The 25,973-nt window shown below is 63.2% G+C and carries 24 protein-coding genes; 11 read left to right on the plus strand and 13 right to left on the minus strand.

What is annotated here, in order from left to right; all coding sequences use genetic code 11:
- The 5 genes from G1E_RS29045 to G1E_RS00510 form a co-directional block, all read right to left on the minus strand.
- On the minus strand, positions 1–313 hold a 313-nt coding region (locus G1E_RS29045), incomplete at its 3' end, for an FUSC family protein (protein WP_047149553.1).
- Between the two features lie 245 nt (positions 314–558).
- Positions 559–675, minus strand: a complete 117-nt coding sequence (gene ccoM / locus G1E_RS30055; protein ID WP_003254862.1) for a cytochrome c oxidase subunit CcoM — start codon at positions 673–675, stop codon at positions 559–561.
- A 135-nt stretch (positions 676–810) separates the two neighbouring features.
- Positions 811–972 carry a hypothetical protein gene (locus tag G1E_RS28575; RefSeq protein ID WP_009684626.1) on the minus strand — a complete coding sequence of 54 codons (162 nt, stop codon included), beginning with the start codon at positions 970–972 and terminating at the stop codon, positions 811–813.
- A gap of 67 nt (positions 973–1,039) precedes the next feature.
- Positions 1,040–1,369, minus strand: coding sequence for a hypothetical protein (locus G1E_RS00505; RefSeq protein ID WP_009684625.1), 330 nt, complete (start codon positions 1,367–1,369; stop codon positions 1,040–1,042).
- A gap of 63 nt (positions 1,370–1,432) precedes the next feature.
- On the minus strand, positions 1,433–2,128 hold the full coding sequence (locus G1E_RS00510; RefSeq protein ID WP_009684624.1) for a M949_RS01915 family surface polysaccharide biosynthesis protein: 696 nt from the start codon (positions 2,126–2,128) through the stop codon (positions 1,433–1,435).
- A 151-nt stretch (positions 2,129–2,279) separates the two neighbouring features.
- On the opposite strand from G1E_RS00510, the gene rapA reads away from it, so the two are divergent.
- Positions 2,280–5,126 (plus strand): RNA polymerase-associated protein RapA, encoded by a 2,847-nt coding sequence (gene rapA, locus G1E_RS00515; RefSeq protein WP_009684623.1) that lies wholly within the window; start codon positions 2,280–2,282, stop codon positions 5,124–5,126.
- A 266-nt stretch (positions 5,127–5,392) separates the two neighbouring features.
- The gene (locus G1E_RS00520; protein WP_009684622.1) at positions 5,393–7,657 is read left to right on the plus strand and encodes a bifunctional diguanylate cyclase/phosphodiesterase; all 2,265 of its coding nucleotides are present in this window, start codon (positions 5,393–5,395) and stop codon (positions 7,655–7,657) included.
- Here G1E_RS00520 and G1E_RS00525 read toward each other — a convergent pair.
- Entirely contained in the window at positions 7,557–8,444 is an 888-nt protein-coding gene (locus G1E_RS00525) for an NAD(P)-dependent oxidoreductase (RefSeq protein ID WP_009684621.1), read from the minus strand. The genes G1E_RS00520 and G1E_RS00525 overlap by 101 nt on opposite strands.
- A 165-nt stretch (positions 8,445–8,609) precedes the next feature.
- On the minus strand, positions 8,610–8,921 hold the full coding sequence (locus G1E_RS00530) for a DUF2288 domain-containing protein (RefSeq protein WP_009684620.1): 312 nt from the start codon (positions 8,919–8,921) through the stop codon (positions 8,610–8,612).
- A gap of 359 nt (positions 8,922–9,280) precedes the next feature.
- Between G1E_RS00530 and G1E_RS00535 the strand changes: the two genes are divergently transcribed.
- From G1E_RS00535 to G1E_RS00565, 7 genes are all read left to right on the plus strand, one after another.
- Positions 9,281–10,396: a branched-chain amino acid ABC transporter substrate-binding protein gene (locus tag G1E_RS00535; protein ID WP_009684619.1), complete on the plus strand. Its 1,116-nt coding sequence runs from the start codon at positions 9,281–9,283 to the stop codon at positions 10,394–10,396.
- Between the two features lie 185 nt (positions 10,397–10,581).
- The gene (gene livH / locus G1E_RS00540; RefSeq protein WP_008097482.1) at positions 10,582–11,505 is read left to right on the plus strand and encodes a high-affinity branched-chain amino acid ABC transporter permease LivH; all 924 of its coding nucleotides are present in this window, start codon (positions 10,582–10,584) and stop codon (positions 11,503–11,505) included.
- On the plus strand, positions 11,502–12,758 hold the full coding sequence (locus tag G1E_RS00545; protein WP_009684618.1) for a high-affinity branched-chain amino acid ABC transporter permease LivM: 1,257 nt from the start codon (positions 11,502–11,504) through the stop codon (positions 12,756–12,758). The genes livH and G1E_RS00545 overlap by 4 nt, the downstream gene beginning before the upstream one ends.
- Complete coding sequence (livG, locus tag G1E_RS00550) at positions 12,755–13,522, plus strand: high-affinity branched-chain amino acid ABC transporter ATP-binding protein LivG (RefSeq protein ID WP_009684617.1); 768 nt, start codon at positions 12,755–12,757, stop codon at positions 13,520–13,522. The genes G1E_RS00545 and livG overlap by 4 nt, the downstream gene beginning before the upstream one ends.
- A complete protein-coding gene (locus G1E_RS00555; RefSeq protein WP_009684616.1) occupies positions 13,523–14,224 on the plus strand; it encodes an ABC transporter ATP-binding protein in 702 nt (233 codons plus the stop codon).
- 209 nt (positions 14,225–14,433) lie between these two features.
- On the plus strand, positions 14,434–15,108 hold the full coding sequence (locus G1E_RS00560) for a COG3650 family protein (RefSeq protein ID WP_009684615.1): 675 nt from the start codon (positions 14,434–14,436) through the stop codon (positions 15,106–15,108).
- Between the two features lie 103 nt (positions 15,109–15,211).
- The gene (locus G1E_RS00565) at positions 15,212–16,819 is read left to right on the plus strand and encodes an NAD(P)/FAD-dependent oxidoreductase (protein WP_009684614.1); all 1,608 of its coding nucleotides are present in this window, start codon (positions 15,212–15,214) and stop codon (positions 16,817–16,819) included.
- A gap of 110 nt (positions 16,820–16,929) precedes the next feature.
- Here the strand turns inward: G1E_RS00565 and G1E_RS00570 are convergent, their stop codons facing one another.
- On the minus strand, positions 16,930–17,394 hold the full coding sequence (locus tag G1E_RS00570; RefSeq protein ID WP_009684613.1) for a glycine zipper 2TM domain-containing protein: 465 nt from the start codon (positions 17,392–17,394) through the stop codon (positions 16,930–16,932).
- A gap of 146 nt (positions 17,395–17,540) precedes the next feature.
- Between G1E_RS00570 and G1E_RS00575 the strand changes: the two genes are divergently transcribed.
- Positions 17,541–17,780, plus strand: a complete 240-nt coding sequence (locus G1E_RS00575; protein ID WP_009684612.1) for a hypothetical protein — start codon at positions 17,541–17,543, stop codon at positions 17,778–17,780.
- A gap of 112 nt (positions 17,781–17,892) precedes the next feature.
- Here G1E_RS00575 and pdxH read toward each other — a convergent pair whose 3' ends face one another.
- From pdxH to dinG, 5 genes are all read right to left on the minus strand, one after another.
- Positions 17,893–18,540 carry a pyridoxamine 5'-phosphate oxidase gene (gene pdxH, locus G1E_RS00580; RefSeq protein WP_009684611.1) on the minus strand — a complete coding sequence of 216 codons (648 nt, stop codon included), beginning with the start codon at positions 18,538–18,540 and terminating at the stop codon, positions 17,893–17,895.
- Between the two features lie 18 nt (positions 18,541–18,558).
- A complete protein-coding gene (locus tag G1E_RS00585) occupies positions 18,559–19,530 on the minus strand; it encodes an OmpA family protein (protein ID WP_009684610.1) in 972 nt (323 codons plus the stop codon).
- Between the two features lie 99 nt (positions 19,531–19,629).
- Positions 19,630–20,775 (minus strand): EstA family serine hydrolase, encoded by a 1,146-nt coding sequence (locus G1E_RS00590; RefSeq protein WP_009684609.1) that lies wholly within the window; start codon positions 20,773–20,775, stop codon positions 19,630–19,632.
- A gap of 118 nt (positions 20,776–20,893) precedes the next feature.
- Positions 20,894–23,131 (minus strand): beta-galactosidase, encoded by a 2,238-nt coding sequence (locus tag G1E_RS00595; protein WP_047149545.1) that lies wholly within the window; start codon positions 23,129–23,131, stop codon positions 20,894–20,896.
- Positions 23,132–23,210: 79 nt separating this feature from the next.
- Entirely contained in the window at positions 23,211–25,355 is a 2,145-nt protein-coding gene (gene dinG / locus G1E_RS00600) for an ATP-dependent DNA helicase DinG (protein ID WP_029887504.1), read from the minus strand.
- Positions 25,356–25,453: 98 nt separating this feature from the next.
- Between dinG and G1E_RS00605 the strand changes: the two genes are divergently transcribed.
- The gene (locus tag G1E_RS00605) at positions 25,454–25,918 is read left to right on the plus strand and encodes a CopD family protein (protein WP_047149546.1); all 465 of its coding nucleotides are present in this window, start codon (positions 25,454–25,456) and stop codon (positions 25,916–25,918) included.
- Positions 25,919–25,973 lie beyond the last annotated feature (55 nt).

Below are 25,973 nucleotides of genomic sequence, written 5' to 3' on the forward strand. Positions count from 1 at the left end.
GGGGGGTGCACAAGGCCAGCCACAAGGCCAGGGCAATCAGAAACAGCCCCGGGGTCTGGGCGAACAGGCCCAGCAGCACCACCGCCATGACCGTACCGACAAAGGTCCCGGCCAACCGCGCCAGGCCTTTCTGCACCACCATGCCAGACAGCGGCTGGGCAACGATAAACGCCGTCATCAATGCCCAGGACGGCTGCTCCAGGCCCCATCGCATTGCCAGCCACAACGCCAGGCCACCACCGAGCAGGGTTTTGATGGCGAACTTGATGGCGAGGGGGGTGGGGGCGAACAGGGCCTGAAGCGTGATGGGCACTGGGCGAACCTTGCGGGGAGGGTAGTAGTGAAAAGATAGACAATGGCGCAGAGAATAAAGTGAAAATGAATAATTAGCTAGCTACTCATCTTCATTGCAATCCAACTGCTGCGTCAGCGCACGCCACGCTGCGCGATGGCTGGCTTGAGCCCTGTGGCCCGGCAGGCAACACGCAAATGCCAGGCAAAAAAAAATGGGCGACCGAAGTCGCCCTAAATGCCTTGCGTGCTCGTGTACCCGGAAGGTCAGCGCGGCTTGCGCTTGTTCGAGTCCTTCCAGATGAAAATGCCCAGACCGGCAAAGAAAGCAACCATCAGCCCGACCGTTACCACACCGGCGATAACCACATTGTCGAAGAACATGCTGGCCTCCCCATTCGTTTGCCGTTGTCCGATGGGAGAACGTTAACCAATGTCGGGCGAGGGAAAATTGATCAGGGTCAATGGTGCCCGGGCCCGGGCACACGAGGCAGGTGCAGGGTTGACCTGCGTCAAGTTTCAGCGCTTCTTCGGCTTGCCCTTGGGCTTCTTTTTCTTGCCAGTGTTCAACGGCAGAGCCTGCTCGAATGCATTGCGCATCTCGTTCAGGCGCTTTTCCTTGAGGTCATGCACGCGCTTGGCGCGTTCAGCATCGAAATCGATAAGGTTGTCTTGGCTCATGGGTGGGCTCGACGATCAACGGAGACTTGCATGATGAAGCCCGACGCCGGCGCTGACCAGCCCCGTGTCAGACTTCGATGTCCACCAGCAGCCCTTGGCGGTTGGGCTCGTCCATCAAGGGCACGACCGGGACAGTATTGTCGGCGTTGACCTCGTCGCCAGGCTCAGGGTTATAGCGCCCCGCCCCACGCTGCTGGCGCCGTTGCTGCTGGCGGCGCTGCTCATCACGCAACAGCAGTGCCTGCTCCTGCGGATCGCGCTGCTGCTTGAGGTCGATGGCAGTTTCGCCGGACGCAGGCTGCGCCGGTACCACCGGCTTGATGTCGGGGGTAGGTTTGACCGGGTCCTGTTGCGAGGTCACCGGGGCGGCACTGAGCGGTATGATCGGCGGCAACATGGGCGTTCTCCTATGCCCGCTGTATCGGCAGGCGCGGCATTACCTTGATCTCAGGCCCAACCTTTACTCCACATCATCGTCAGGCTCGTCGTCACTGGGCGGGCTGGCTTCGCTCCAGGGGCGCTTGTAGACCTGCTGCCAGACCGCATCCATATGGTCACGCAATACTTGCGGGGCGTTCTTGAGCGAAGCGCTGTCGGTGCGCTCGCCCCCTACCGGGTCCTCGCCTGCGGGGCTGATCAGCGACTGCCCGGTAATGGTGTAGCTGGCCTGCCCTTCACGCATTTCGATGGCGATGTCGTGGGGGTCGATACCCCCGCCGCAAAAGGCGTGACTGGCAACTGTCACTTCGGCCACGCCATCTTTGTTCAGGTCGCTGACGTCACTGACATCCGTATAGAAGTCGACATCCAGGTCCAGGCCGGGGCACGTGGTTTCCTGCTCGATCTGCCAGCGGGCCTTGAACGCATCGCTTTGCGCCGTGCGCCCGTACAAGGTGGCCTTGAGCACCACCTTGTCGACCTCCTGCTCGCTTTCCGGGTCGCTGGCCTGGCCATCGCTGCGGCTCAATACCAGCAGCCCTTCGCCATCGCGGTCGCGAAAATGCACGCTCTTGATCGGCGCCTGCACGCCCAGCACTTCAAGCTGATCGGTGGGAATGGGGGCCAAAGGCTCGAAGGTTTTCTGCTCGCAGGCACTGAGCAGCAACAGGCTGCCCACGGCCATGGAAGCGCTGATCCAGCTGTGCTTGGCAGACATGTTGGTGCGTGGCCCTCGTCGGCGGTGCGGTACAGAGCGGTGAAACGGCTAGACTGATGGCTTTCGGCACCATTAGGTGCGCTCGGCACTTTGGTCTCACCGGCCGATCCGTTAACATAATCGGCTTTTTCATCGCGGGAGTTCAGGCAGTATGGCGCAGCAGTATCAACCGGGGCAACGCTGGATCAGCGACAGCGAAGCAGAGCTCGGCCTGGGTACCATCCTGGCGCAGGATGGCCGCCTGTTGACCGTGCTCTACCCGGCCACTGGCGACACGCGCCAGTATTCCCTGCGCAATGCGCCGCTGACTCGCGTGCGCTTCGCGCCAGGTGACCAGATCACCCACTTCGAAGGCTGGAAGCTGACCGTACGCGAGGTCGAGGACATCGACGGGCTGATGGTCTACCACGGCCTCGACGGGCAGAACCAGCCGCGCACCTTGCCGGAAACCCAGCTGTCGAACTTCATTCAGTTCCGCCTGGCCAGCGACCGCCTGTTTGCCGGGCAGATCGACCCTTTGGCGTGGTTCAGCCTGCGCTACAACACACTGCAGCACACCAGCAAGCAGATGCAGTCGGCGCTGTGGGGGCTGGGCGGTTGCCGCGCTCAGCCAATCGCTCACCAGTTGCACATTGCCCGCGAAGTCGCCGACCGCAGCGCGCCGCGGGTACTGCTGGCCGACGAAGTGGGCCTGGGCAAGACCATCGAGGCTGGCCTGGTCATTCACCGCCAGTTGCTGACGGGCCGGGCCAGCCGAGTACTGATCCTGGTGCCGGAGAACCTTCAGCACCAGTGGCTAGTAGAAATGCGCAGGCGCTTCAACTTGCAGGTGGCGCTGTTCGACGCCGAACGCTTCATCGAAAGCGACGCCAGCAACCCGTTCGATGACGCCCAGTTGGCACTGGTGGCCCTGGAGTGGCTGGTAGAGGACGAGAAGGCCCAGGATGCGCTGTTTGCCGCCGGCTGGGACCTGATGGTTGTCGATGAGGCTCACCACCTGGTCTGGCACGAGGACCAGGTCAGCGCCGAATACGCCCTGGTCGAGCAACTGGCCCAGGTGATTCCTGGCGTACTGCTGCTTACCGCTACCCCTGAACAGCTTGGCCAGGACAGCCACTTCGCTCGCCTGCGCCTGCTCGACCCCAACCGTTTCCACGACCTGGCCGCCTTCCGCGCCGAAAGCGATCACTACCGCCCGGTCGCCGAAGCCGTGCAAGAGCTGCTCGACGAAGGCCGCCTGTCGCCGAAGGCACACGCCACCATCCAGGGCTTCCTGGGGGCTGAGGGCGAAGCGCTGCTGGCCGCGGTCAGCGATGGCGATACCCAGGCCAGCGCGCGGCTGATCCGTGAGCTGCTCGACCGCCACGGCACCGGCCGAGTGCTGTTCCGTAACACCCGCGCGGCGGTCCAGGGCTTCCCGGAGCGCCAACTGCACCCTTACCCGGTGGCCATGCCCGAGCAATACCGCGAGCTGCCGCCAGGCGAGAAAGCCGAGCTGTACCCGGAGGTCGCCTTCCAGGCACAGGGTGACAGCACCGACGACGAGCGCTGGTGGCGTTTCGACCCAAGGGTCGACTGGTTGATCGACACCCTGAAAATGCTCAAGCGCACCAAGGTGCTGGTCATCTGTGCCCACGCCGAAACCGCCATGGACCTGGAAGACGCCCTGCGCGTGCGCTCCGGCATTCCGGCCTCGGTGTTCCATGAGGGCATGAGCATTCTGGAGCGCGACCGGGCAGCCGCCTACTTTGCCGATGAAGAGTTCGGCGCCCAGGTGCTGATCTGCTCCGAGATCGGCAGCGAAGGCCGCAACTTCCAGTTTTCGCACCACCTGGTGATGTTCGACCTGCCGGCCCACCCGGACCTGCTGGAACAACGTATCGGCCGTCTGGACCGTATCGGCCAGAAGCACACCATCCAGTTGCATGTCCCCTACCTGCAGAGCAGCCCGCAGGAACGCCTGTTCCAGTGGTACCACGAAGCGCTCAACGCGTTCCTCAACACCTGCCCGACCGGCAACGCCCTGCAACACCAGTTCGGCCCACGCCTGCTGCCGCTGCTCGAAGGCGGCGACAGCAAGGCCTGGGACAGCCTGGTGGCCGACGCCCGTCACGAACGCGAGCGCCTGGAAGCCGAACTGCACACCGGCCGCGATCGCTTGCTGGAGCTGAACTCGGGCGGCGCGGGTGAAGGCGAGGCGCTGGTAGAAGCCATCCTCGAGCAGGACGACCAGTTCGCCCTGCCGATCTACATGGAAACGCTGTTCGACGCCTTTGGCATCGACAGCGAAGACCACTCCGAGAACGCCCTCATCCTCAAGCCGAGCGAAAAAATGCTCGACGCCAGCTTCCCGCTGGGCGACGACGAAGGTGTGACCATTACCTACGACCGCGCCCAGGCGCTGTCGCGCGAAGACATGCAGTTCCTGACCTGGGAACACCCGATGGTGCAAGGCGGCATGGACCTGGTGCTGTCCGGCTCCATGGGCAATACGGCCGTCGCCCTGATCAAGAACAAGGCGCTCAAGCCCGGTACCGTGCTGCTCGAACTGCTGTTCGTCAGCGAGGTGGTGGCACCGCGAAGCTTGCAACTGGGGCGTTACCTGCCCCCTGCGGCACTGCGCTGCCTGCTCGATGCCAACGGCAACGACCTGGCCTCGCGCGTGGCCTTCGAAACGCTCAACGACCAGCTTGAAAGCGTGCCACGGGCCAGCGCCAACAAGTTTGTCCAGGCGCAGCGCGACGTGTTGGCCAAGCGCATCAGCGGTGGCGAAGAGAAGATCCTGCCGACCCACGTCGAGCGTGTGGCCGAAGCCCAACGCCGCCTGGCAGCGGAGGCCGACGAAGAACTGGCGCGCCTGCTCGCCCTGCAAGCGGTGAACCCAAGCGTACGTGACAGCGAAATCGACGCCCTGCGCAAGCAGCGCGAAGAGGGCCTGGCAATGCTGGAAAAAGCTGCCCTGCGCCTGGAAGCCATTCGTGTACTAGTCGCCGGCTGACGCCATACCAGCACCCCTCCCCCTGGGCAGCGCAGGTGCCCGCGAAAACCGGCGAAGCCGGTGCCTGGCATCGTGCCAGGCACATCGCGGGCACGCTGCCCTTGGGCGGGTGCCATATTTCCGACAGCGATTAGGTTGATAACCAAATCGTAGAAATCAATGTGCCATTATCCAGGAAGGCTTAAACACTTGTTCCTATACTGCCTCTGGGCAGTCTGCACAGGGTTGTAGCGCAGACGAGTGAAAACTCGATCGAGAGGCATTCCATGGAGTGGCTGGGCCTGCAACTGTTCGCCGACCTGCCGGCAACCGGACGTATCCTGCTCGATTGTCGGCATGAGCCGCTGCTGGTTCTACTCGCCTACGTAGTAGCCTGCGCAGCCTGTTTCGCCACCCTCGACATGGCCGAGCGCCAGTCCCACAGCGAAGACCCTACCGCCCACCGGCAATGGAACGTACTTGGCGCCTGCTGCCTGGCCGGCGGCATCTGGGCCATGCATTTCATCAGCATGCTGGCCTTTCAGGCATCCGTCGAAGTGCACTACGACCTGCCGCTGACCATCCTTTCCCTGCTCATTGCCCTGGCGGTTGCATGGCTGGTCATGCGCAGCCTCGATCGCAAGGACATGCGCACGCCACACATCGTACAAAGCGCGGTACTGATCGGCATGGGTATCGTCCTCATGCACTTTGTCGGCATGGCCGCGATGCAAACCGGCGCCCGGCAGTACTACCAGACCGGCCCGCTGCTGGGTGCTGCCATCATCGCCCCGCTCACCAGCCTGCTGGCATTGTACCTGGCGCGCAACTTTCGCAATGGCAGCGGCACCCTGTACCAGGCCGCGAAGTACGGCGCCAGCCTGCTGATCGCCGCGGGTATGGTGGCTTCCCATTTCACGGCGATGTCGGCAATGACCCTGGTCATCCCCAGCGATACCGCACTGCGCTTGCCGTCTGGGGATAACAGCCTGCAACTGGCGCTGGGCATCGGTTTCATCACCTTGCTGATCAGTGGTGCCAGCATCAGTGCGGCCCTGGCCGACAAGAAGCTGCAAAGCAAGGAGCATGACCTGCGCCGGGTCAGCGTGCTGCTCAGCGAACTGGACCAGGCCCGCGCGTCACTGCAGCAGGCAGCGCACTACGATGCACTGACCAACCTGGTCAACCGCCGTGGTTTCAACCAACTGTTCGCCGAACGCCTGGCCGAGCACCTGGCCAGCGAAAGCCGCCTGGCGGTGATGTTCCTGGATATCGACCATTTCAAACGCATCAATGACAGCCTTGGCCACCACGCTGGCGATGAATTGCTCAAGGTCATTGCCAACCATATCAAGGCCGCGACCCGCAGCCAGGACCTGGTGGCACGCTTTGGTGGCGATGAGTTCTGCGTGGTCACCAGCCTCAACAGCCGCGACGAAGCCCGCCACCTGGCCCAGCGCATCATGCAACGCATGAAAGACCCCATCGAGCTTTGCGGCAGGCGCATGGTGATGACCACCAGTATTGGGGTGAGTATCTTTCCGGATGATGGCAGCAGCGCCGAAGAGCTGCTCAAGCATGCGGACCTGGCCCTTTACCAGTCCAAGGACAACGGCCGCAACAGCCTGAATTTTTTCAATGACAGTCTCAAGGCACGCGCCTCGATTGCCCTGCAACTGGAAGAAGAGTTGCGACTGGCGCTGCTGGAAGAGCGCGGCCTGTGCGTGCATTACCAGCCGATCTTCGACCAGCGCACTGGGCGGGTGGCCAAGCTGGAGGCCCTGGTACGCTGGCAGCACCCCCAGCATGGGCTGCTTGGGCCCGACCGGTTCATCGGCATAGCCGAAACCAACGGCCTGATCGTCGACCTCGACTTGTGGGTGTTGCGGCACGCCTGCGCCGACCTGGCACTGCTGCAGCGCGGCGGCCACGGCGACCTCAAGGTAACGGTCAACTGCTCGGCGGTGACCCTCAGCCATGACGAACTGCCCAACGAGGTGGAGAAGGCCTTGTTCCACGCCGGGGTCTCAGCGCACCAGCTGGAGCTGGAAGTGACCGAAAACGCCTTGATGGGGGATATCCAGCGCACGGTCAACCTGCTGAAACGGGTCCGCGCCCTGGGCGTCGCCCTGTCGATCGACGACTTCGGCACCGGCTACTCGTCCTTGGCCTACCTCAAGCACCTGCCCCTGGATGTGCTGAAGATCGACCGCACCTTCCTGCAAGGCGTGCCGGCCAGCCAGAAAGACCGTGAAATTGTCCAGGCAATCATCGTGATGGCGCATACGCTGCACTTGCAAGTGGTCAGCGAAGGCGTGGAAACCGAGGAACAGCGAGCGTTTCTCGCAGACCACGCCTGCGACTACCTGCAAGGCTTTCTGCTCGGGCGGCCAATGCCCTGGGCCGAGCTGCAACCCATGCTGGACCGGCTGCAGCGCACCCTCGTGGTGTTTACCCCTTGCTGCGATACAGCGTTATCAGGGTCGCCGGATCTTTATGCAGGTACCCCTGGCTACCGTGCAGGCGCATCAGTTGCGCGGCGAGGCCACTGAGCGGTGTTGCCGAACCTTGCTCGCGCGAGAACTTGACCGCGCCGTCCAGGTCCTTGAGCAAGGTGCGCACGTGCCATTTGACCGGCTCGAAGCGGCTCTCGGCCATTTGCGGTGCCAGGATCTGCAACGGCCTGGAATCGGCAAAACCACCGGCCAGCGCCTCGGCCAGCAGCGTGGCGTCCACCCCGGCCTGCTCGGCCAGGGCCACCACTTCGGCAATCACCAGCGCATTGCAGGCGACGATCATCTGGTTGCACGCCTTGGTCACCTGGCCTGCGCCCACCGCCCCCATGTGCGTGACACGCTGGCCCAGCACCTCAAGTACCGGCTGAGCGCGCTGCAGGTCCGCCGCTTCGCCACCGACCATGATCGCCAGCGTGCCAGTTTCGGCACCCGCGGTGCCGCCTGACACCGGCGCATCGAGCCAGGCCATGCCGCACAGCGCTGCCAGCTCGGCCGCCATTTCTCGGGTGGCAGTAGGCTCCAGGCTCGAGAAGTCGATCAGCAACTGGCCACCACGGCCACACTCGGCAACGCCTTGCTCGCCAAACACCACCTCACGCACCACCGCCGTGTCGGCCAGGCACAACAACACCATGTCGCTGTCGCGGCACAGTTCGGCCGGGCTGCCAGCCAGACGGGCACCGGCGGCGACCAGCGCGGCGCACTTGTCCGGGCTACGGTTCCAGACCGTCAGCGGATAGCCCGCAGCCAGCAACCGGCGGCACATGGGCAAGCCCATTAGGCCAATGCCGGCAAAACCAAGCGAAGGTAGTGCAGTGTTCATCAATGACTCCCGTCAGATTCGATATCGAGCTGGTGTGCGGGGCAACCTCATTACGCATCCCGTAAACTGTTACCGCCACGCCGAATTGTTACTTACCTCTACCCGCACTGAGCAGCAGCGAGCACCAAAACGAGGCCGGTGCGCATTTTTACGCACCAAAAAAGATCACGCCTGGTCAGCACGCTTCGCCTGGATCACGATGAACGGTGACACCACCACCGCCCATATCTCTGGATCGCGGGTTTGCAGGTCCAGGGCCTGCTCTGCCGAGACAGGCCCCACAGTGCCATCACTACGCCATTTGGCGAAGATTTCACTGCGGTTCTCGGCCATCGCCTCAGCCACAGCGATCAGATCCAGGCTGGGGTCGACCCAAATCAGGTCACCCTTTGCCCAGAAACGCTCCAGCGCTTTCCACTCGATGATTGCAGTCTCGCCAAGCAATTTGGCATAGAGGGTGCTTGTTTGATCGGTCATGGGTGGTATCCGCAAAAATCGCCAATAAAAAAGGCCGGCATTTTTGCAGAAAAACCCGGTTTCAAATATGTAATTTGGTCGATTAGCCCCGAACTTGTGGGCTGAAAGCGCAGATACAGGCAGTTTGATGGCGCCTTTCTGTATCTTTCTTTCGATCAAGCGACAACCCAGGAAGCAGGCACTTTTTGACCGCTTTTCAAGCGATCCGACAGCGCTCTACACTGTACCGGTACAGTTCCGGGACATGTTCCGGGGGAAAGGTGGGCTTGCGCGTTGGCATGGCCACGCCGCAAATCCCGCCCGGTCTGTAGCCCTGGCCGCCAGGACTATAAGAATTACAACAGAATGAGTGGAGCACTATGATCAAGATTTCCAAGCTGTTCGCCGCGATGGTACTGGCCGGGGTAGCCAGCCATTCGTTTGCCGCCGATACCATCAAGATCGGCATCGCCGGCCCCAAGACCGGCCCTGTCACCCAGTACGGCGACATGCAGTTCATCGGTGCCAAGCAAGCCATCAAGGATATCAACGCCGCTGGTGGCGTCGATGGCAAAATGCTTGAAGCCAAGGAATACGACGACGCTTGCGACCCCAAACAGGCCGTGGCAGTCGCCAACAAGGTGGTCAACGACGGCGTCAAGTTCGTCATCGGCCACCTGTGCTCCAGCTCCACCCAGCCGGCATCGGACATCTACGAAGACGAAGGCGTGATCATGATCACCCCGGCCGCGACTTCGCCGGAAATCACTGCCCGTGGCTACAAGCTGATCTTCCGCACCATCGGCCTGGACAGCGCTCAGGGCCCGGCGGCCGGCAACTACATCGCCGACTTCGTCAAACCGAAAGTGGTGGCGGTACTGCACGACAAGCAACAGTACGGTGAAGGCATCGCCACCGCGGTCAAGCAGACCCTGGAGAAAAAAGGCACCAAGGTCGCCGTGTTCGAGGGCCTCAACGCGGGTGACAAGGACTTCTCCTCGATCATCCAGAAGCTCAAGCAGAACAACGTTGACTTCGTCTACTACGGTGGCTACCACCCAGAGCTGGGCCTGATCCTGCGCCAGGCTCAGGAAAAAGGCCTGAAAGCCAAGTTCATGGGCCCGGAAGGCGTGGGCAACGACTCCATCTCGCAGATCGCCCAGAACGCCTCCGAAGGCCTGCTGGTCACCCTGCCGAAGTCGTTCGACGCCGACCCTGCGAACAAGAAGATCGTCGACGCCATCAAGGCTGACGGCAAAGACCCAAGCGGCCCGTTCGTATTCCCTGCCTACTCGGCTGTGGAACTGATTGCCCAAGGCATCAAGGCCGCCAAGTCCGAAGACACCGACAAGGTGGCCGAGGCCATCCACGCCGGCACCTTCAAAACCCCGACCGGCGAGCTGTCCTACGACGCCAAAGGCGACCTGAAAGACTTCAAGTTCGTGGTCTACGAATGGCACTTCGGCAAGCCGAAGACCGAAGTCTCCCCTCAGTAACTGCGTGACTAATAGCTGACCTAGAAGCCCACTGTGCGAGCAGTGGGCTTTGTTTTACGAGGTTCATGGGCCTGGCCCCCGCGATCCGGGGGCGGGCTCACCTGAAAATCTTAAAACCGTCACCCGCGGTTTCCTGGCCTTACCCTCGCCAGCGAAATGCAAATCAGGTTTTTAGGAGCGCTGTAATGCCTGAGATCTACCATTTCTTCCAACAACTGGTTAATGGATTGACCATCGGCAGCACCTATGCCTTGATCGCCATCGGTTACACGATGGTGTACGGCATCATCGGCATGATCAACTTCGCCCACGGCGAGGTGTACATGATCGGTTCGTATGTGGCCTTCATCGCCCTGGCGGGCCTGGCCATGATGGGCATCCACTCGCTGCCCATCCTGATGACCGTTGCCTTCGTCGCGACGATCTTCGTCACCAGTGCCTACGGTTACAGCATCGAACGGGTTGCCTACCGCCCCCTGCGCAACAGCAACCGCCTGATCCCGCTGATTTCCGCCATCGGTATGTCGATCTTCCTGCAGAACACGGTCTTGCTGTCGCAAGATTCCAAGGACAAGTCCATCCCCAACCTGATCCCCGGCAGCTTCTCGTTTGGGCCAGGTGGCGCGGAGGAGGTCCTGATCAGCTACATGCAGATCCTGGTGTTCGTGGTCACCCTGGTCGCCATGACCCTGCTCACACTGTTCATCTCCCGTTCCCGCCTGGGTCGCGCCTGCCGCGCCTGCGCCGAGGACATCAAGATGGCCAACCTGCTGGGCATCAACACCAACAACATCATCGCCCTCACCTTCGTCATCGGTGCCGCCCTGGCAGCCGTGGCGGCCGTGCTGCTGAGCATGCAGTACGGGGTGATCAACCCCAACGCCGGCTTCCTGGTGGGCCTGAAGGCCTTCACGGCGGCGGTACTGGGTGGCATCGGCAGCATCCCGGGCGCCATGCTCGGCGGGCTGGTGCTGGGCGTGGCCGAAGCGTTCGGCGCCGATATCTTCGGTGACCAGTACAAGGACGTCGTGGCATTCGGCTTGTTGGTTCTTGTCCTGCTATTCCGGCCGACCGGCATCCTGGGCCGCCCGGAGGTTGAAAAAGTATGAACAGAAATCTCAAACAGGCGTTCTTCAGCGCCTTGCTGGTCTGGGCCGTGGCCTTCCCGGTGCTGGGCCTGAAACTGAGCATCGACGGCATCAGCCTGGTGGTGCACAGCCAAGGCACGTTCACCATCAGCATCATTGCCGTGTGTTCGCTACTGATGTTCCTGCGGGTACTGTTCGACCGGCAGTGGAGTGCGGTGATGGGCCGCCGCTCGGACCGCAAACTGATCCCACCGGCAGTCAGCAACTACCTGACCCTGCCGAAAACCCAGCGCTACGTGATCATGGGCCTGATCGTCGCCGCATTGGTGTGGCCGTTCTTCGGTTCACGCGGCGCGGTCGACATTGCCACGCTGATCCTGATCTACGTGTTGCTGGGCCTGGGCCTGAACATCGTGGTTGGCCTGGCGGGCCTGCTCGACCTGGGTTACGTGGGTTTCTACGCCGTCGGCGCCTATAGCTACGCCATGCTGTCGCATTACCTGGGGTGGAGCTTCTGGGTATGCCTGCCGATCGCCGGCCTGATGGCCGCCACCTTCGGCTTCCTGCTCGGCTTCCCGGTGCTGCGCCTGCGCGGCGACTATCTGGCGATCGTGACGCTCGGCTTCGGCGAAATCATCCGCCTGTTCCTGCGTAACCTCACCGACTGGACCGGCGGCCCCAACGGCATCAGCAACATCCCCAAGCCGGAGTTCTTCGGCCTGACCTTCGAACGCCGTGCCGCCGAGGGCATGCAGACCTTCCATGAGTTCTTCGGCTTGCCGTACAACTCGATCAACAAGGTCATCTTCCTCTATCTGGTGGCCCTGCTGCTGGCCCTGCTGGCACTGTTCGTCATCAACCGCCTGCTGCGCATGCCGATCGGCCGCGCCTGGGAAGCCCTGCGCGAAGACGAGATCGCCTGCCGTGCACTGGGCCTCAACCCGACGGTGATCAAGCTGTCGGCGTTCACCCTGGGTGCCTGCTTCGCCGGTTTCGCCGGCAGCTTCTTCGCTGCACGCCAAGGCCTGGTGACGCCCGAGTCGTTCACCTTCATCGAGTCGGCGATCATCCTCGCCATCGTCGTGCTCGGCGGCATGGGCTCACAACTGGGCGTGATCCTCGCGGCCATCGTGATGATCCTGCTGCCAGAGCTGATGCGGGAGTTCAGCGAATACCGGATGCTGATGTTCGGTGCGCTGATGGTGTTGATGATGATCTGGCGTCCGCAAGGCCTGCTGCCTATGCAACGTCCGCACATGGAGCTGCGTCGATGAGCCGCGAAATTCTGCAAGTCAGCGGCCTGAGCATGCGCTTCGGCGGCTTGTTGGCGGTCAACGGCGTGGGCCTGACCGTCAAGGAAAAACAGGTCGTGGCACTGATCGGGCCGAACGGCGCCGGCAAGACCACGGTGTTCAACTGCCTGACCGGCTTCTACAAGCCCAGCGGCGGCACCATCCTGCTCGATGGCCAGCCCATTCAGGGCCTGGCCGGGCACCAGATCGCCCGCAAAGGCGTGGTGCGCACCTTCCAGAACGTGCGCTTGTTCAAGGAAATGACCGCGCTGGAAAACCTGCTGATCGCCCAGCACCGTCACCTCAACACCAACTTCTTCGCTGGCCTGTTCAAGACCCCGGGCTTCCGCCGCAGCGAAAAGGAGGCCATGGAGCGCGCGCAGTACTGGCTGGAAAAGGTCAACCTGACCGAGTTCGCCAACCGTACCGCCGGCACCCTCGCCTACGGCCAGCAGCGCCGCCTGGAAATCGCCCGCTGCATGATGACCCAGCCGCGCATCATCATGCTCGACGAGCCGGCAGCTGGCCTGAACCCCAAGGAAACCGAAGACCTCAAGGCCCTGATCGGCTACCTGCGTGAGTCGCACAACGTCACCGTGCTGCTGATCGAGCACGACATGAAGCTGGTGATGAGCATTTCCGACCATATCGTGGTGATCAACCAGGGCACCCCCCTGGCCCACGGCACGCCCGAGGAGATCCGCGACAACCCTGATGTGATCAAAGCCTACCTGGGGGAAGCGTAAATGCTGAAGTTCGAGAACGTTTCCACCTTCTACGGCAAGATCCAGGCACTGCACAGCGTCAACGTGGAGATCAACCAAGGCGAGATCGTCACCCTGATCGGTGCTAACGGGGCCGGCAAGTCGACCCTGCTGATGACCCTGTGCGGCTCACCCCAGGCGCACAGCGGCAGCATCAAGTACCTGGGTGAAGAACTGGTCGGCCAGCCGTCCTCGCACATCATGCGCAAGAGCATTGCGGTGGTACCGGAAGGCCGCCGCGTGTTCGCCCGCCTGACCGTCGAGGAGAACCTGGCGATGGGTGGTTTCTTCACCGACAAAGGCGACTACCAGGCGCAACTGGACAAAGTCCTGCAGTTGTTCCCGCGCCTCAAGGAGCGCTACTCACAGCGTGGCGGCACCATGTCGGGTGGCGAGCAGCAGATGCTCGCCATTGGCCGTGCGCTGATGAGCAAGCCCAAGCTCCTGCTGCTCGACGAACCCTCGTTGGGCCTGGCGCCAATCATCATCCAGCAGATCTTCGACATCATCGAACAGTTGCGCCGTGACGGCGTAACGGTGTTCCTGGTGGAACAGAACGCCAACCAGGCGCTGAAGATTGCCGACCGGGCATACGTGCTGGAAAACGGCCGGGTGGTGATGCAAGGTACCGGGGAAGCCTTGTTGACCGACCCGAAGGTGCGCGACGCGTATCTGGGTGGTTGATTGGGGAAAGGGCCTTCACAGGCCCTTTTTTCTGCCTGCAAGGAACGTGTTGTCTGCATCGCCCCCCCGTCGCCGGCAAGCCAGCGCCTGCAAGTCCCCCGCAATCCTCAGGGCAGTGGGCGCCTGTGCGAACAACCCTTGACTTGAGATCCACCGCCAGCCTGCGTAACGTGGCCAGCTTTCACGGCAAAGATCCCGGAGCCCGCCCCATGCGCCTGACCCCCACCCTGCTGCTCACCGCCCTGCTGCCCCTGTTCGCCGGCTGCCAACTGATGGCTGACGCCCCCAGCGACCCGAACATCGGCACCACGCGCATGCAGGGCGAACTGCGCGCTGCCGGTGGCCAGCTGCTGTTCAAGCCTTGCAGCGAAAACCGTACCTTCGTGATCAATGACGTTGGCGCCACCGGCATCCTGCAAGAAGCCGCCAACCTGGCCAAGGGTGCCAATGACAAGCTGTTCGCCGATGTGCGCGGCCGCCTCACCGGCAGCAAGCAGGCCAATAGCGACGGCCAGCTGGAAGTGCGTCGCCTGTACCGCCTGGAACCGTCCACCCGCGCCTGCGAAGACCCCAATTTCAGGCAACTGACCCTGCGCGCCAGCGGCCACGAGCCGGGCTGGGACGTCAAGGCCAGTGGCAAGGGCATGGTGCTCAACCGCGTGGGTCAAGCGCCCCTGCCCCTGCCATTCCTTGAAGAAGAAGTCCCCGGTGGCGGCCTGACCCTGACCAGCGAAGCCAACGGTCAGCATGTGGAACTGTGGGTCGCACCACAACGCTGCGTAGACAGCGCCACTGGGGCCGTTGACCACCTGCGTGCCGAATTGCGCATCGACGGCAAGACCTTGCAAGGCTGCGGCTACTACGGCGGCGCACGCGACAACTGATCACCGGGCGCTTTTATCCTGCCAGTCAAGGCGGCTAACAGCTTATACTTGGCGGTTTGTGTAAAGCCGCCGGCCGCCCATGGCCGGGATACTGGACCCTGCCATGCTACGAATCACCGAACTGAAGCTGCCCCTGGACCACCCCGACGAAGCGCTGCGTGACGCCATCGTCCAGCGCCTGGGCATCCGCGACGAGCAACTGCTCAGCTTCAACCTGTTCAAGCGCAGCTACGATGCGCGCAAGAAGAACAGCGAGCTGCTGTTCATCTACACCATCGACCTGCAAGCCAGCAACGAAGCCGAGCTGCTTGCCAAGTTCGCCGATGATCGCAACATCGGCCCTGCCCCCGACGTGACCTACAAGTTCGTTGGCCAGGCCCCGGCCGGCCTGCAGGAACGCCCGATCGTGGTCGGCTTTGGCCCGTGCGGCATTTTTGCCGGCCTGCTGCTGGCGCAGATGGGCTTCAAGCCGATCATCCTCGAACGCGGCAAGGAAGTGCGCCAGCGCACCAAGGACACTTGGGGCCTGTGGCGCAAGAGCGTGCTCAACCCCGAGTCCAATGTGCAGTTCGGCGAAGGCGGCGCCGGCACCTTCTCGGACGGCAAGCTGTACAGCCAGATCAAGGACCCGCAGCACCACGGCCGCAAAGTGCTGGAAGAGTTCGTCAAGGCCGGTGCGCCCGACGAGATCCTGTACATCAACAAGCCGCACATCGGCACCTTCCGCCTGACTGGCATGGTCGAGCAGATGCGTCAGGACATGATCGCCCTCGGGGCCGAAGTGCGCTTCCAGGAAAAGGTCACCGACCTGCTGATCGAAGATGGCCAGTTGACCGGCGTGGTGCTGGAAAGCGGCGAGCAACTGCACTCGCGCCATGTGGTTCTGGCCCTGGGCCACAGTGCCCGCGACACCTTCCGCATGCTGCATGCCAAAGGCGTGTACATGGAAGCCAAGCCATTCTCGGTGGGCTTTCGCATCGAGCACCCTCAAACGCTCATCGACAAGGCGCGCCTGGGCAAATACGCCGGTCACCCGAAACTGGGGGCTGCCGACTACAAACTGGTGTACCACGCCAGTAACGGCCGTTCGGTATACAGCTTCTGCATGTGCCCGGGCGGCACCGTGGTCGCCGCAACCAGCGAACCGGGCCGGGTAGTTACCAACGGCATGAGCCAGTACTCGCGTAACGAGCGCAACGCCAACTCCGGCATCGTCGTCGGCATCGACCCCGAACGCGACTACCCAGGCAGCCCGCTGGCCGGTATCGAACTGCAGGAACGCCTTGAGGCCCATGCCTACGTGATGGGGGGCAGCAATTACCAGGCGCCGGCACAACTGGTGGGTGACTTCGTTGCGGGGCGGCCGTCGACCGCGCTGGGCAGTGTCGAGCCATCCTACAAGCCGGGCGTGACCCTGGGCGATCTGGCACCAAGCCTACCGGCGTTCGCCATCGAGGCGATCCGCGAGGCACTGCCGGCATTCGACCGGCAGATCAAGGGCTACAACCTGCCTGATGCGGTGTTGACCGGGATCGAAACACGGACCTCGTCGCCGCTGCGCATCACCCGCGGCGAGGACTATCAGAGCCTGAACCTCAAGGGGCTGTTCCCGGCCGGAGAAGGCGCAGGTTATGCCGGTGGCATCCTGTCGGCAGGGGTCGACGGCATTCGCATTGCCGAAGCGGTAGCGCGGGACATGCTGGGCCTTTGACGGGGGTCAGCCGAGCCGTGGTTCGCGTACCCGGCTCTGCCATCAGCCTGAAGCATAAAAAAACCCCGGCTGGCAGTCGCCAGTCGGGGTTTTGTTTGGCTGCGCTACGCTCAGTGCGAAACGCGGCTGGTGCCGTCAACAGTCATGATGCGCACACGGTCGCCCACACGGAAGATTTCGTTTTCCTGCACGGCCTGGACATAGGCACGCATGCTGCCGTCGTCTTCACGCACAGTGATCTCGACACCCTGGGTACGGGTCAGGCCTTCTTCGGCAGCGGAACCCGCCAGGCCACCGGCAACGGCACCGATGACTGCGGCAACGATGCTGCCACGGCCACCGCCGACGGCGCTGCCCGCCACACCACCGACAATGGCGCCCGCACCACCACCGATCGGGGTCTTGGTACCCTCGATCTTGACCGGGCGCAGGGATTCGATAGTGCCCATCCGTACGGTTTGCACGCGGCGGGCCTCATCACGGGAGTAGCTATCGCCGGTCAGGCTCGAGGCACAACCCCCTAGCAGCAGCGACATGGTGGTAAAGGTTGCCACCAGCAAAGCGGATTTACGCATGGGTAAAATCTCCATAAGTCAGGTGCTTATTAGACGCTGCACATTGACGGCTGTCACGGTACAAACGCAATAAAGTTGTTTTCATTCAGCCGGGGTACAGCCAGCGCGGCTGTGCCATGGCGCTTCAATTGAGACCAAGGATAGCCATGGATTACTTCATCGTCGTGGTGGCCACCGTTGCGGGGCTTTATTTCCACGGGTGGCTGTACGTGCGCATGCGCCGCTGGATGGACCGCGACATGGCGTTGTCGCTGGCAGGGGCTGATCCGCACAAACGCGCGTTCATGCTGCAGAGGCTGGAGCAGGCGCGGCTGGCGAAGGTGAAGCGCAGGGAACTGGCAGGCTGGCTGCAACGGGAGGCGGTGGAGTATTCAAGGTCACGTTGAAAGACCGACCATGCCCTGATCCCACCTGTGGGGGCCCGGCTTGCCGGCGATGGGCCGCAAGGCCATGCCCTGTCGCGGTGTCGCGACAGGGCATGGCAAGCCCCGGAAAATCTCAGGGCGCCAACCGCTCCCGCAGCCACTGCCCATCGACCCGTCGGTAGTTGAGGCGGTCATGCAAACGGCTCGCCCGCCCCTGCCAGAACTCGACCCGCTCAGGCAGCAAGCGATAGCCACCCCAATGTTCCGGGCAATGTGGCTGCGTATCGGAAAACCGCGCTTCGGTGGCCTTCACCAGCCCCTCCAGCTCTTCACGCCCGGCAATCACCCGGCTCTGCGGTGAGGCCCAGGCCCCCAGGCGGCTGCCCAGTGGGCGCACCTGGTAATAGTCGTCCGACTCCTTGGCCGACACCTTCACCACCCGCCCCTCGATACGCACCTGGCGTTCCAGCGCCGGCCAGAAAAAGGTCATGGCTGCAAACGGGTTGGCTTGCAGGTGCTGGCCTTTAGCGCTGTCGTAATTGGTGAAAAAGGTGAAACCCTGCTCATCGAGCCCTTTGAGCAACAATACCCGGCAATGCGGACGGCCCTCGCCGTCCACCGTGGCCAAGGTCATGGCGTTGGCTTCCACTGGCGCCTGCTCGGTTTTGACCGCGTCGGCGAACCACTGGTGAAACAGGGCGAACGGCTCGCCCGGCGCCTGGGCTTCTGCCAGGCCATCACGGGTGTAGTCGCGGCGCATATCGGCCAGGGATTGGGTCATTGCTGCGTTCCTTGACGATCAGTTGGTCTTCGCAGGGCTATTGGCAGCTACTTTCTTGTCGGTGGTAGCTTTCTTGGCGACAGGCTTGGCTGGCGCGGCTTTTTTCTTGGCCGTGGTTTTGGCAGGCGCCTTGGCCACGGGCTTTTTCGCTGCGGGCTTGGCAGCCGGCTTGCTGGTGGCCGGCTTGGCGGCAGGCGCCTTGGCATCCTGCACGGCCACCATTGCAGCCGGCGCCGGTGCCGGAGCAGCCTGTTGGTACTTGGCCAGCAGCGCGACCATGGTGTTCTGCGGGGTCAGCAGCATTTCCACGCGGCGGTTGAGGGCACGGCCCTCGGGGCTGTCATTCGCAGCACGCGGCATTACCGAACCCATACCCTTGAGGGTCAGGCGGTCACGCTGCAGGCCGCTGAGGCGGAAAATGGCCGAAACCGACGCGGCGCGTTCCAGGCTGAGCTTCTGGTTGGCAGCAGCGGCACCGCTGGTGTCGGCATGGCCCAGTACCAGTACGGCAGTCTTGGGGTCGCCTTCAACCGTTTTGGCAACCCGGGTGATCGGGCCAAGCGACATGGGCAGCAGCATGTTCGGGCGATCTGGGTTGTACGAGCTGTCCACCGGCAGGGTCACGGCCAACACGTTGTCGCGGCGCTCCAGTTCCAGCTTGCTGTCCTTGATGGCTTCGCGCAGCTTCGGCTCGTACTCGTCCAGCCAGGCCTGGGTCGCCTGCTGGTCGATTTTAGGCACCACAGGGCCCTTGGCTTGCTGGTCGTCACCGCCGAACGGCCACCACCAGCGGCTGGTGCTTTCCGACTTGGCATCGGCCTTGGCCACATTGTCTGTGACGGCTGCCTTCACTTCCTGCTCGGCGACCTTGTCCGAACCGAAAGGCCACCAGCTGGAACCACCTTCCTTGGAGCCCTCCGGGGCGTGGCTGGCGCAACCGGTAACGGCGGTCAGACACAGGGCGAGTGCTAAGGTTTTATGTGAAGACATCAGCGATACACCATGAAATAGAAAGATATTTTGCCTAGGCACTTCAGGCGTTGGCATTGAGGATAGTCAAAGGGCTGAAGCAATACCCGCATTACCCGATCAAAGGCAACCGGCAAGCACACGGACCAGTTTTTGCGCCCGCGGGTCCATGAGCACATAAGGCCCGAGGGTATTGACCACGAAGCCGAACGCCACATCATGCTCCGGGTCGGCGAACCCCACAGAACCACCGGCCCCAGGGTGGCCAAAGGCGCGGGGCCCCAGGCCGAAGGTGGCGTTGGCCACCTCCGGCTGATCGAGCATGCAGCCCAGGCCGAAGCGGGTCTGGGTGAGCAAGGTGCGGTCCTGGCCAAGGCTGTGTTCTCGGGTCAGTTCGTCGAGCAATTCGGACTCGAGCAGGCTGCCGTCCAGCAAACCGGCATAAAACCCCGCCAGGCTGCGTGCGTTGCCGTGGCCGTTGGCCGCCGGCTGCTGCATGCGCCGCCATTCCGGCTTGTTGGTGCTGGTCAGGATCGCCGGGGGGTTGGTAAAGGCACGGGTGGACAAGGCCTCGGGCTCGCGCAGGGTCACCTGCAGCAAGCGCTGCGCCGCGGCGTCGCCGGGGTTGCCTTTGCCGCGGGCAATATGCGCCACGCGGTGAAACGCTTCGTCGGCCAGGCCAACATGAAAATCCAGCCCTAGCGGGCGAGCGGTACGCGCCACGATCGAGTCACCCGGGGCGCGGCCGTCGGTCCGGCGAATCAGTTCGCCGATCAGCCAGCCGTAGGTGATGGCGGCATACCCGTGTTCCGTGCCAGGCGCCCACCACGGCGTTTCGGCCGCCAGGGCATCGACCATGACCTGCCAGTCATACAAGGCTTCGGCCGGCAGCAGTGCGCGTAGGGCGGGCAAACCCGCACGGTGGCTGAGCAGTTGGCGCAGGGTGATCGCTTGCTTACCGGCCTGGGCAAATTCGGGCCAGTAGTTGGCCACCGGTGCATCGAGTGCCAGCTTGCCCTCGCCGACCAGCTGCAGTGCGGTCACCGCGGTGAAGGTCTTGGTACAGGAAAACAGGTTGGCGATGGTGTCGCTGTGCCACGCCTGCTGGCCGTCCTTGTCTGCACTGCCGGCCCACAGGTCGACCACGGTTTCGCCTCCCACCTGGATGCACAGCGCGGCGCCACGCTCCTGGGGATCATCGAACAGCGCGGCAAAAGCCTCGCGCACGGCTTCGAACTTCAGCTCATAGTGACCCTGGATCTGCACCCGCTGCTCTCCGTGTGACGATAGTCAAAAAGGTCTGCATTGTTTCAGTAGTTGGGCGTTTTGCAAACTGGCTTGAGCCCGGCGGTCGCGATGCCCAGCGCACCGCACCCACCTGTAATCATGGCGCCGGTTTCTTCTCCAGGCCGGTGCGCAGTTGCGCCATGGCCTGGGCGTTGGCCTTGCGCACGGCATCGATAAAACCGGGGTACGGTACATCGGTGATCGCCACCAGCCCCAAGTGGCCGTTCTCGCCATCGAGCAGGCGACCGCTGGCCGGCTGGTCGAGGTACTGGAACCAGTGCGCGCCCACGATCATGGGTTGTTGCAAGGCGGCAGTGAGGAAATTGGCATAGGCCGGGCCGCGGTCTTCTTCTCGCGCCAGCTCCAGTGGCCCCGGCCAGAACGGGCCGCGATCACGCGAACCGAACTGGAATTCAGACACCAGCACCGGCTTGTCCAGCTCGGCCAGGCGGGCGAAATCGTAGCCGTCCTGCGGCTTGAGCGTATAAAAGTTGAAACTGAGTACATCGCAGAACTCGGCGCAGGCGTTGACCGCCTCTGGCGTACTCACGGCATAACGGCCCCCCAGCAACAGGTGGTTGGGTGCATGCCATTTCAAGGCATCGGAAATGGTCTTGAAGTAGGTTTCGGCGAAAACCTGCTGGAAGTGCTGGTAGTCGCGCTCGATTTCCGGGTGCTCCGGGCTGGGCAACGGTGCCTCGAAGCCTGGATCCTCCATCAGTTCCCAGGCGTTCAGCTCGATGCCCCAGGCCTTGGACAACCCCTCCTGGTTGCGGTACTTGTCACGCAACTGCTTGAGGAAGGCGCGCTTGGCAGGCACGTCGGTGGTCAGGCGCAATGTGCCGTAGGCCAGGCCATAACGGGCCTTGGGCTCGCTACCCGGTGCGGCCCAGGCCAACTCGTTATCGGCAAAATAGCCGATCAGCCAGGGATCGTCACGGTGATCACGGGCAGCAATGGCCACGGCGCGTTCGGTGGCCATGGCAAAGCGCGGGTCGAACGGGTCGGGCATGCGCCCCCACCAGTCCATGCCGGTGCTGATGCTGGCGTAATCGCCAACGATCGACAGCGGCAGGGTATAGGGCATGCGCCTGGCCTGGCCGAGGGCAGGCTCGCTCCAGTTGCCCAGCGTGTTGAAACCCCAGGCCTGCAAACGGTCGAGCGCATGCGCCTGCCAACGGCCAGTGTCCACTACCAGCGGTGGGCAAGCGGTCGGCTGCCCTGTTGCCGCCGGCGGGCAGGGCTTGCCATAGGCCCGCTGCAGGTTGGCTGCATAGAAGTCGAACCAGCGCCCTTTCTTGAAATTGCGCCCCTGCGAGGACGCATTGCCGTCGTCGTTGTTGCCTTCACCGTAGAACGCTGCCAGGGCGTCGCCCTCTCCCGGGAGTGCCTTGAACATGGCCTCACGCCCGGCGGTGTAGGTACGCCCGCCGTCGGCTGCCACGGCATTGACACCCAGCGAATAGAAGGGGTGGCCATCAGGGGTAATCAGGTACCAGCGGCCATCACGCTTTTCGGTACGGAAAAAACCCTCGGCAGCAAAGGCCGGCCCCGCCAGCAGGCCGCCATAGGCATCCAACTGCTGCTTGCCGCGCTCGGCCAGCCAAGCCTTGAGTTGCTGCTGTTCACGGTTGGCGGCTGCCTTGAGCTGTTCGTCGTTGGCCACCTTTTCCGGCCAACTGCCACGCGTGGACTGCCCATAGGCATCGATCAGTTCACGGTACGCCACCTGGTAGGCCTGGTCGTCATCCTGAATGCCCACCCGTTCGATCAGCAGGTTCTGGGCGACCTTGGGGCCGGGAATGCTCAAGCTGACCGAAGCCACCTGCTTGAGGTCTACAGCGCCGGCGCTGCTGGTCAGCAGCAGCCGCTGGCCGCCGTGCAGCCAGGGCATGGGGGGGCCTGCGCGCATGCCCTGGCTCAACGGCGAACTGGCGGTCAACGGCACCATCACGGTTTGCGCCGGGCCGGCCGGCAAATCGATACGGCTGGTCAGGGTGCGCCCATCGCTGCCTTGCACCGTGACATCCACGGTCAGCGCCCAGTCCATGGCACTTTGCAGGCGCAAGGTAAGGAACTTGCCGCTGGACCAGTCCCACACACCACTTTGCGGGCTCAGGCGCAAGGTCGGCCGCTGCGCCGGGTTGAACACCACACGCCGCAGCACCTCGCCTTCGGCCGTCTGCTCTGCGTTGTACTGCGGCATACCGGCATCCTCGGTCGCCACGTTGACCACCGAGGCCGGGCGCACGAAGCTGAACAGCGTCTGCTGCCCGGCCCATACGGACGAGCTGAACAACAGGGCGAAAACAGCGGGCAGGGTACGGCGGACCATAAGGCTGGGGCTCTCCTTCAGGGCCATCATGGCCCAGGACTGAGTAATGGACAGCGCGCCGAAGCAAGTGCTCCGGCGATCAGGAAATCTCCCGCCGGAACGGCGGCAGCGCATTGAGAATAGCCTTGCCATAGCGCTGGGTGACCAGGCGCCGGTCAAGCAAGGTGATGATGCCGCGGTCCTGTTCGGTACGCAGCAACCGACCGCAGGCCTGGATCAGCTTGAGCGAGGCGTCGGGCACGGCGATTTCCATGAACGGGTTGCCGCCGCGGGCCTCGATCCATTCGGCCAGGGCAGCTTCGACCGGGTCGTCGGGCACCGAGAACGGAATCTTGGCGATGACCACGTGCTCGCAATAGGCCCCCGGCAGGTCGACCCCTTCGGCGAAGCTGGCCAGGCCGAACAGCACGCTGTGCTGGCCGTCGTCGACCCGGGCCTTGTGCTTGTTGAGGGTTTCCTGCTTGGACAGGTTGCCCTGGATCAGCACCAGTTTGCGCCAGTCCCGGTCCAGGCCGTCGAACACATCCTGCATTTGCTTGCGTGACGAGAACAGCACCAGCGCACCCCGGGCCCCTTCGACGATACCCGGCAGCTCACGGATGATCGCCGCCGTATGCGCGGTAGCGTCGCGCGGGTCGGCTTGCAGGTCAGGCACCCGCAGCAGGCCGGCATCGCCATGCACGAACGGGCTGGGCACCACACAGGTGACGGCATCGCGCGGTAACCCCGAGCGCATGCGGAAGCGGTCGAACTTGCCCAGCGCGGTCAGTGTGGCCGAGGTCACCAGCGCGCCATGGGCCACGCTCCACAGGCTGCGGCGCAACATTTCGGCAGCGAGGATGGGGCTGGCGTTGACTTCGATGTCGAACAACGCCCCGCTTTCAGCCAGGGTGAGCCAGCGCGCCATCGGCGGGCTGTCTTCCGGGTCTTCGGCGGTAAAGGCCGTCCACAGCTCCCAGTTGCCCTGGGCACGGGTGACGAGGCTGCCGAACAGTGGGTACCACTCTTCGGCCTGGTGGCTGGCGATACCGATGCTGACCTCGCCGTCCATGCCCTCCTTGAGCAGGTCGGCCAGCCGCGTGAAGAGATCGTTGAGCCGGGCAAAGCCCTTTTTCAGCTCAATGCCGACCTCACGGATCTGCTCCGGTACCACGCCACCTTCGAAGCGGTAACGCGGCCGTTCGCGGCCTTCGGTGTCCTCGCTCGGGCGGAAGTCGGCTACCTGTTCGCACAGGGTGAACATGAACTGCTGTTGGGTGCGGACTTCCCGCGCCAGCTCCGGCACCTGCTCGATGTATTTGCCCAGGTCCCCCGGCAGCGGGTGCTGGGCCAGCAGTTTGGTCAGGTTCTTGGCGGTCTGCTCCAGCCAATCGGCGGTGGAGCGAAGCCGCGAGTAATGGGCGAAATGGCCGATGGCCTTGTCTGGCAGGTGGTGGCCTTCGTCGAATACATACAGGGTATCGCGCGGATCGGGCAATACCGCGCCGCCGCCCAGGGCCAGGTCGGCCAGTACCATGTCGTGGTTGGTGACGATCACATCGACCTTGCCCATCCCCTCACGGGCCTTGTAGAACACGCACTGCTGGAAGTTCGGGCAGTGGCGACCAGTGCACTGGCTGTGGTCGGTGGTCAGCCGGGCCCAGTCCTGGTCCTCCAGGGCCTCGGGCCAGCTGTCACGGTCCCCGTCCCAGCGGTTGCCGGCAAGCTTTTCGATCATGCTGTTGAATAGCTTCTGGCTGCGCTCATCGACTTCGATGTGGAAGCCTTCTTCTTCGAACAGCTGGGCAGTGGCCGACTGGGCATGGCCTTCCTGCAGCAGGATGTCGAGTTTCGACAGGCACAGATAGCGGCCACGGCCCTTGGCCAGGGCGAAGCTGAAGTTCAGCCCGCTGCTGCGCATCAGGTCGGGCAGGTCCTTGATGACGATCTGCTCCTGCAGGGCCACGGTCGCGGTGGCGATCACCAGGCGTTTGCCGGCGGCCTTGGCGGCCGGGATCGCGGCCAACGCATAGGCGACCGTCTTACCGGTACCGGTGCCCGCCTCCACCGCCACCACGGCAGGCTCGCCGGCACGGCGGCCTTCATCGTCGCAGGGAATGTCGCCAAGCACCTTGGCCACTTCGGCGATCATCAGGCGTTGGCCATAGCGCGGCTTGAGGCTCTTGGCTTCGAGAAAACGCGTATAGGCGCCCTGGATGGTGGCTTTGAGTTCGTTGCTGATCATGGTCTGCAGACGCCCGTAGGGCTGGATATATTTTCAGTGTTTCGCATGGGGCGGCTATCATACCCCGCTATTGCCTATCGTGCCGCATGGAGATCCAGATGCTCGCCTTTACCCTGCCCTACACACTGCATGTTCTGGCCGCCCTGGTATGGGTTGGCGGCATGTTCTTCGCCTGGCTGGTGCTGCGCCCCGCCACGGTTACAGCCCTTGAGGGGCCTGCGCGCCTGCGCTTGTGGGTGGAAGTTTTCCGACGCTTCTTCGTCTGGGTCTGGCTGGCGGTGGCGATCTTGGCGATAAGTGGTATCGGCATGTTGCACCTGCGCTTCAGCGGGTTCGAGACTGCGCCGAAGTACGTTCACGTGATGGTCGGCGGCGGGATCGCCATGTTCGCCTTGTTCATGCGCATCCAGGCCTTGCTGTTGCCAGAGTTGAAAGCGGCGGTACAGGCGCAGGACTGGCCCACGGGTGCGGCGGTGCTGGCCCGCATTCGGCGAATGGTGGGCATCAACCTGTTGCTGGGGCTGGCCGTGGTCGCGGTGGCCAGTTCGCGGCTGGTGATCTGATCGCAGGCAGCCCTTCGCCTGGCGGGCTGCCTGCGCGGCCGGTGGGTGGGGCCCA

The sequence above is a fragment of the Pseudomonas sp. TJI-51 genome (assembly GCF_000190455.2).
GTDB classification, from domain to species: domain Bacteria; phylum Pseudomonadota; class Gammaproteobacteria; order Pseudomonadales; family Pseudomonadaceae; genus Aquipseudomonas; species Aquipseudomonas juntendi.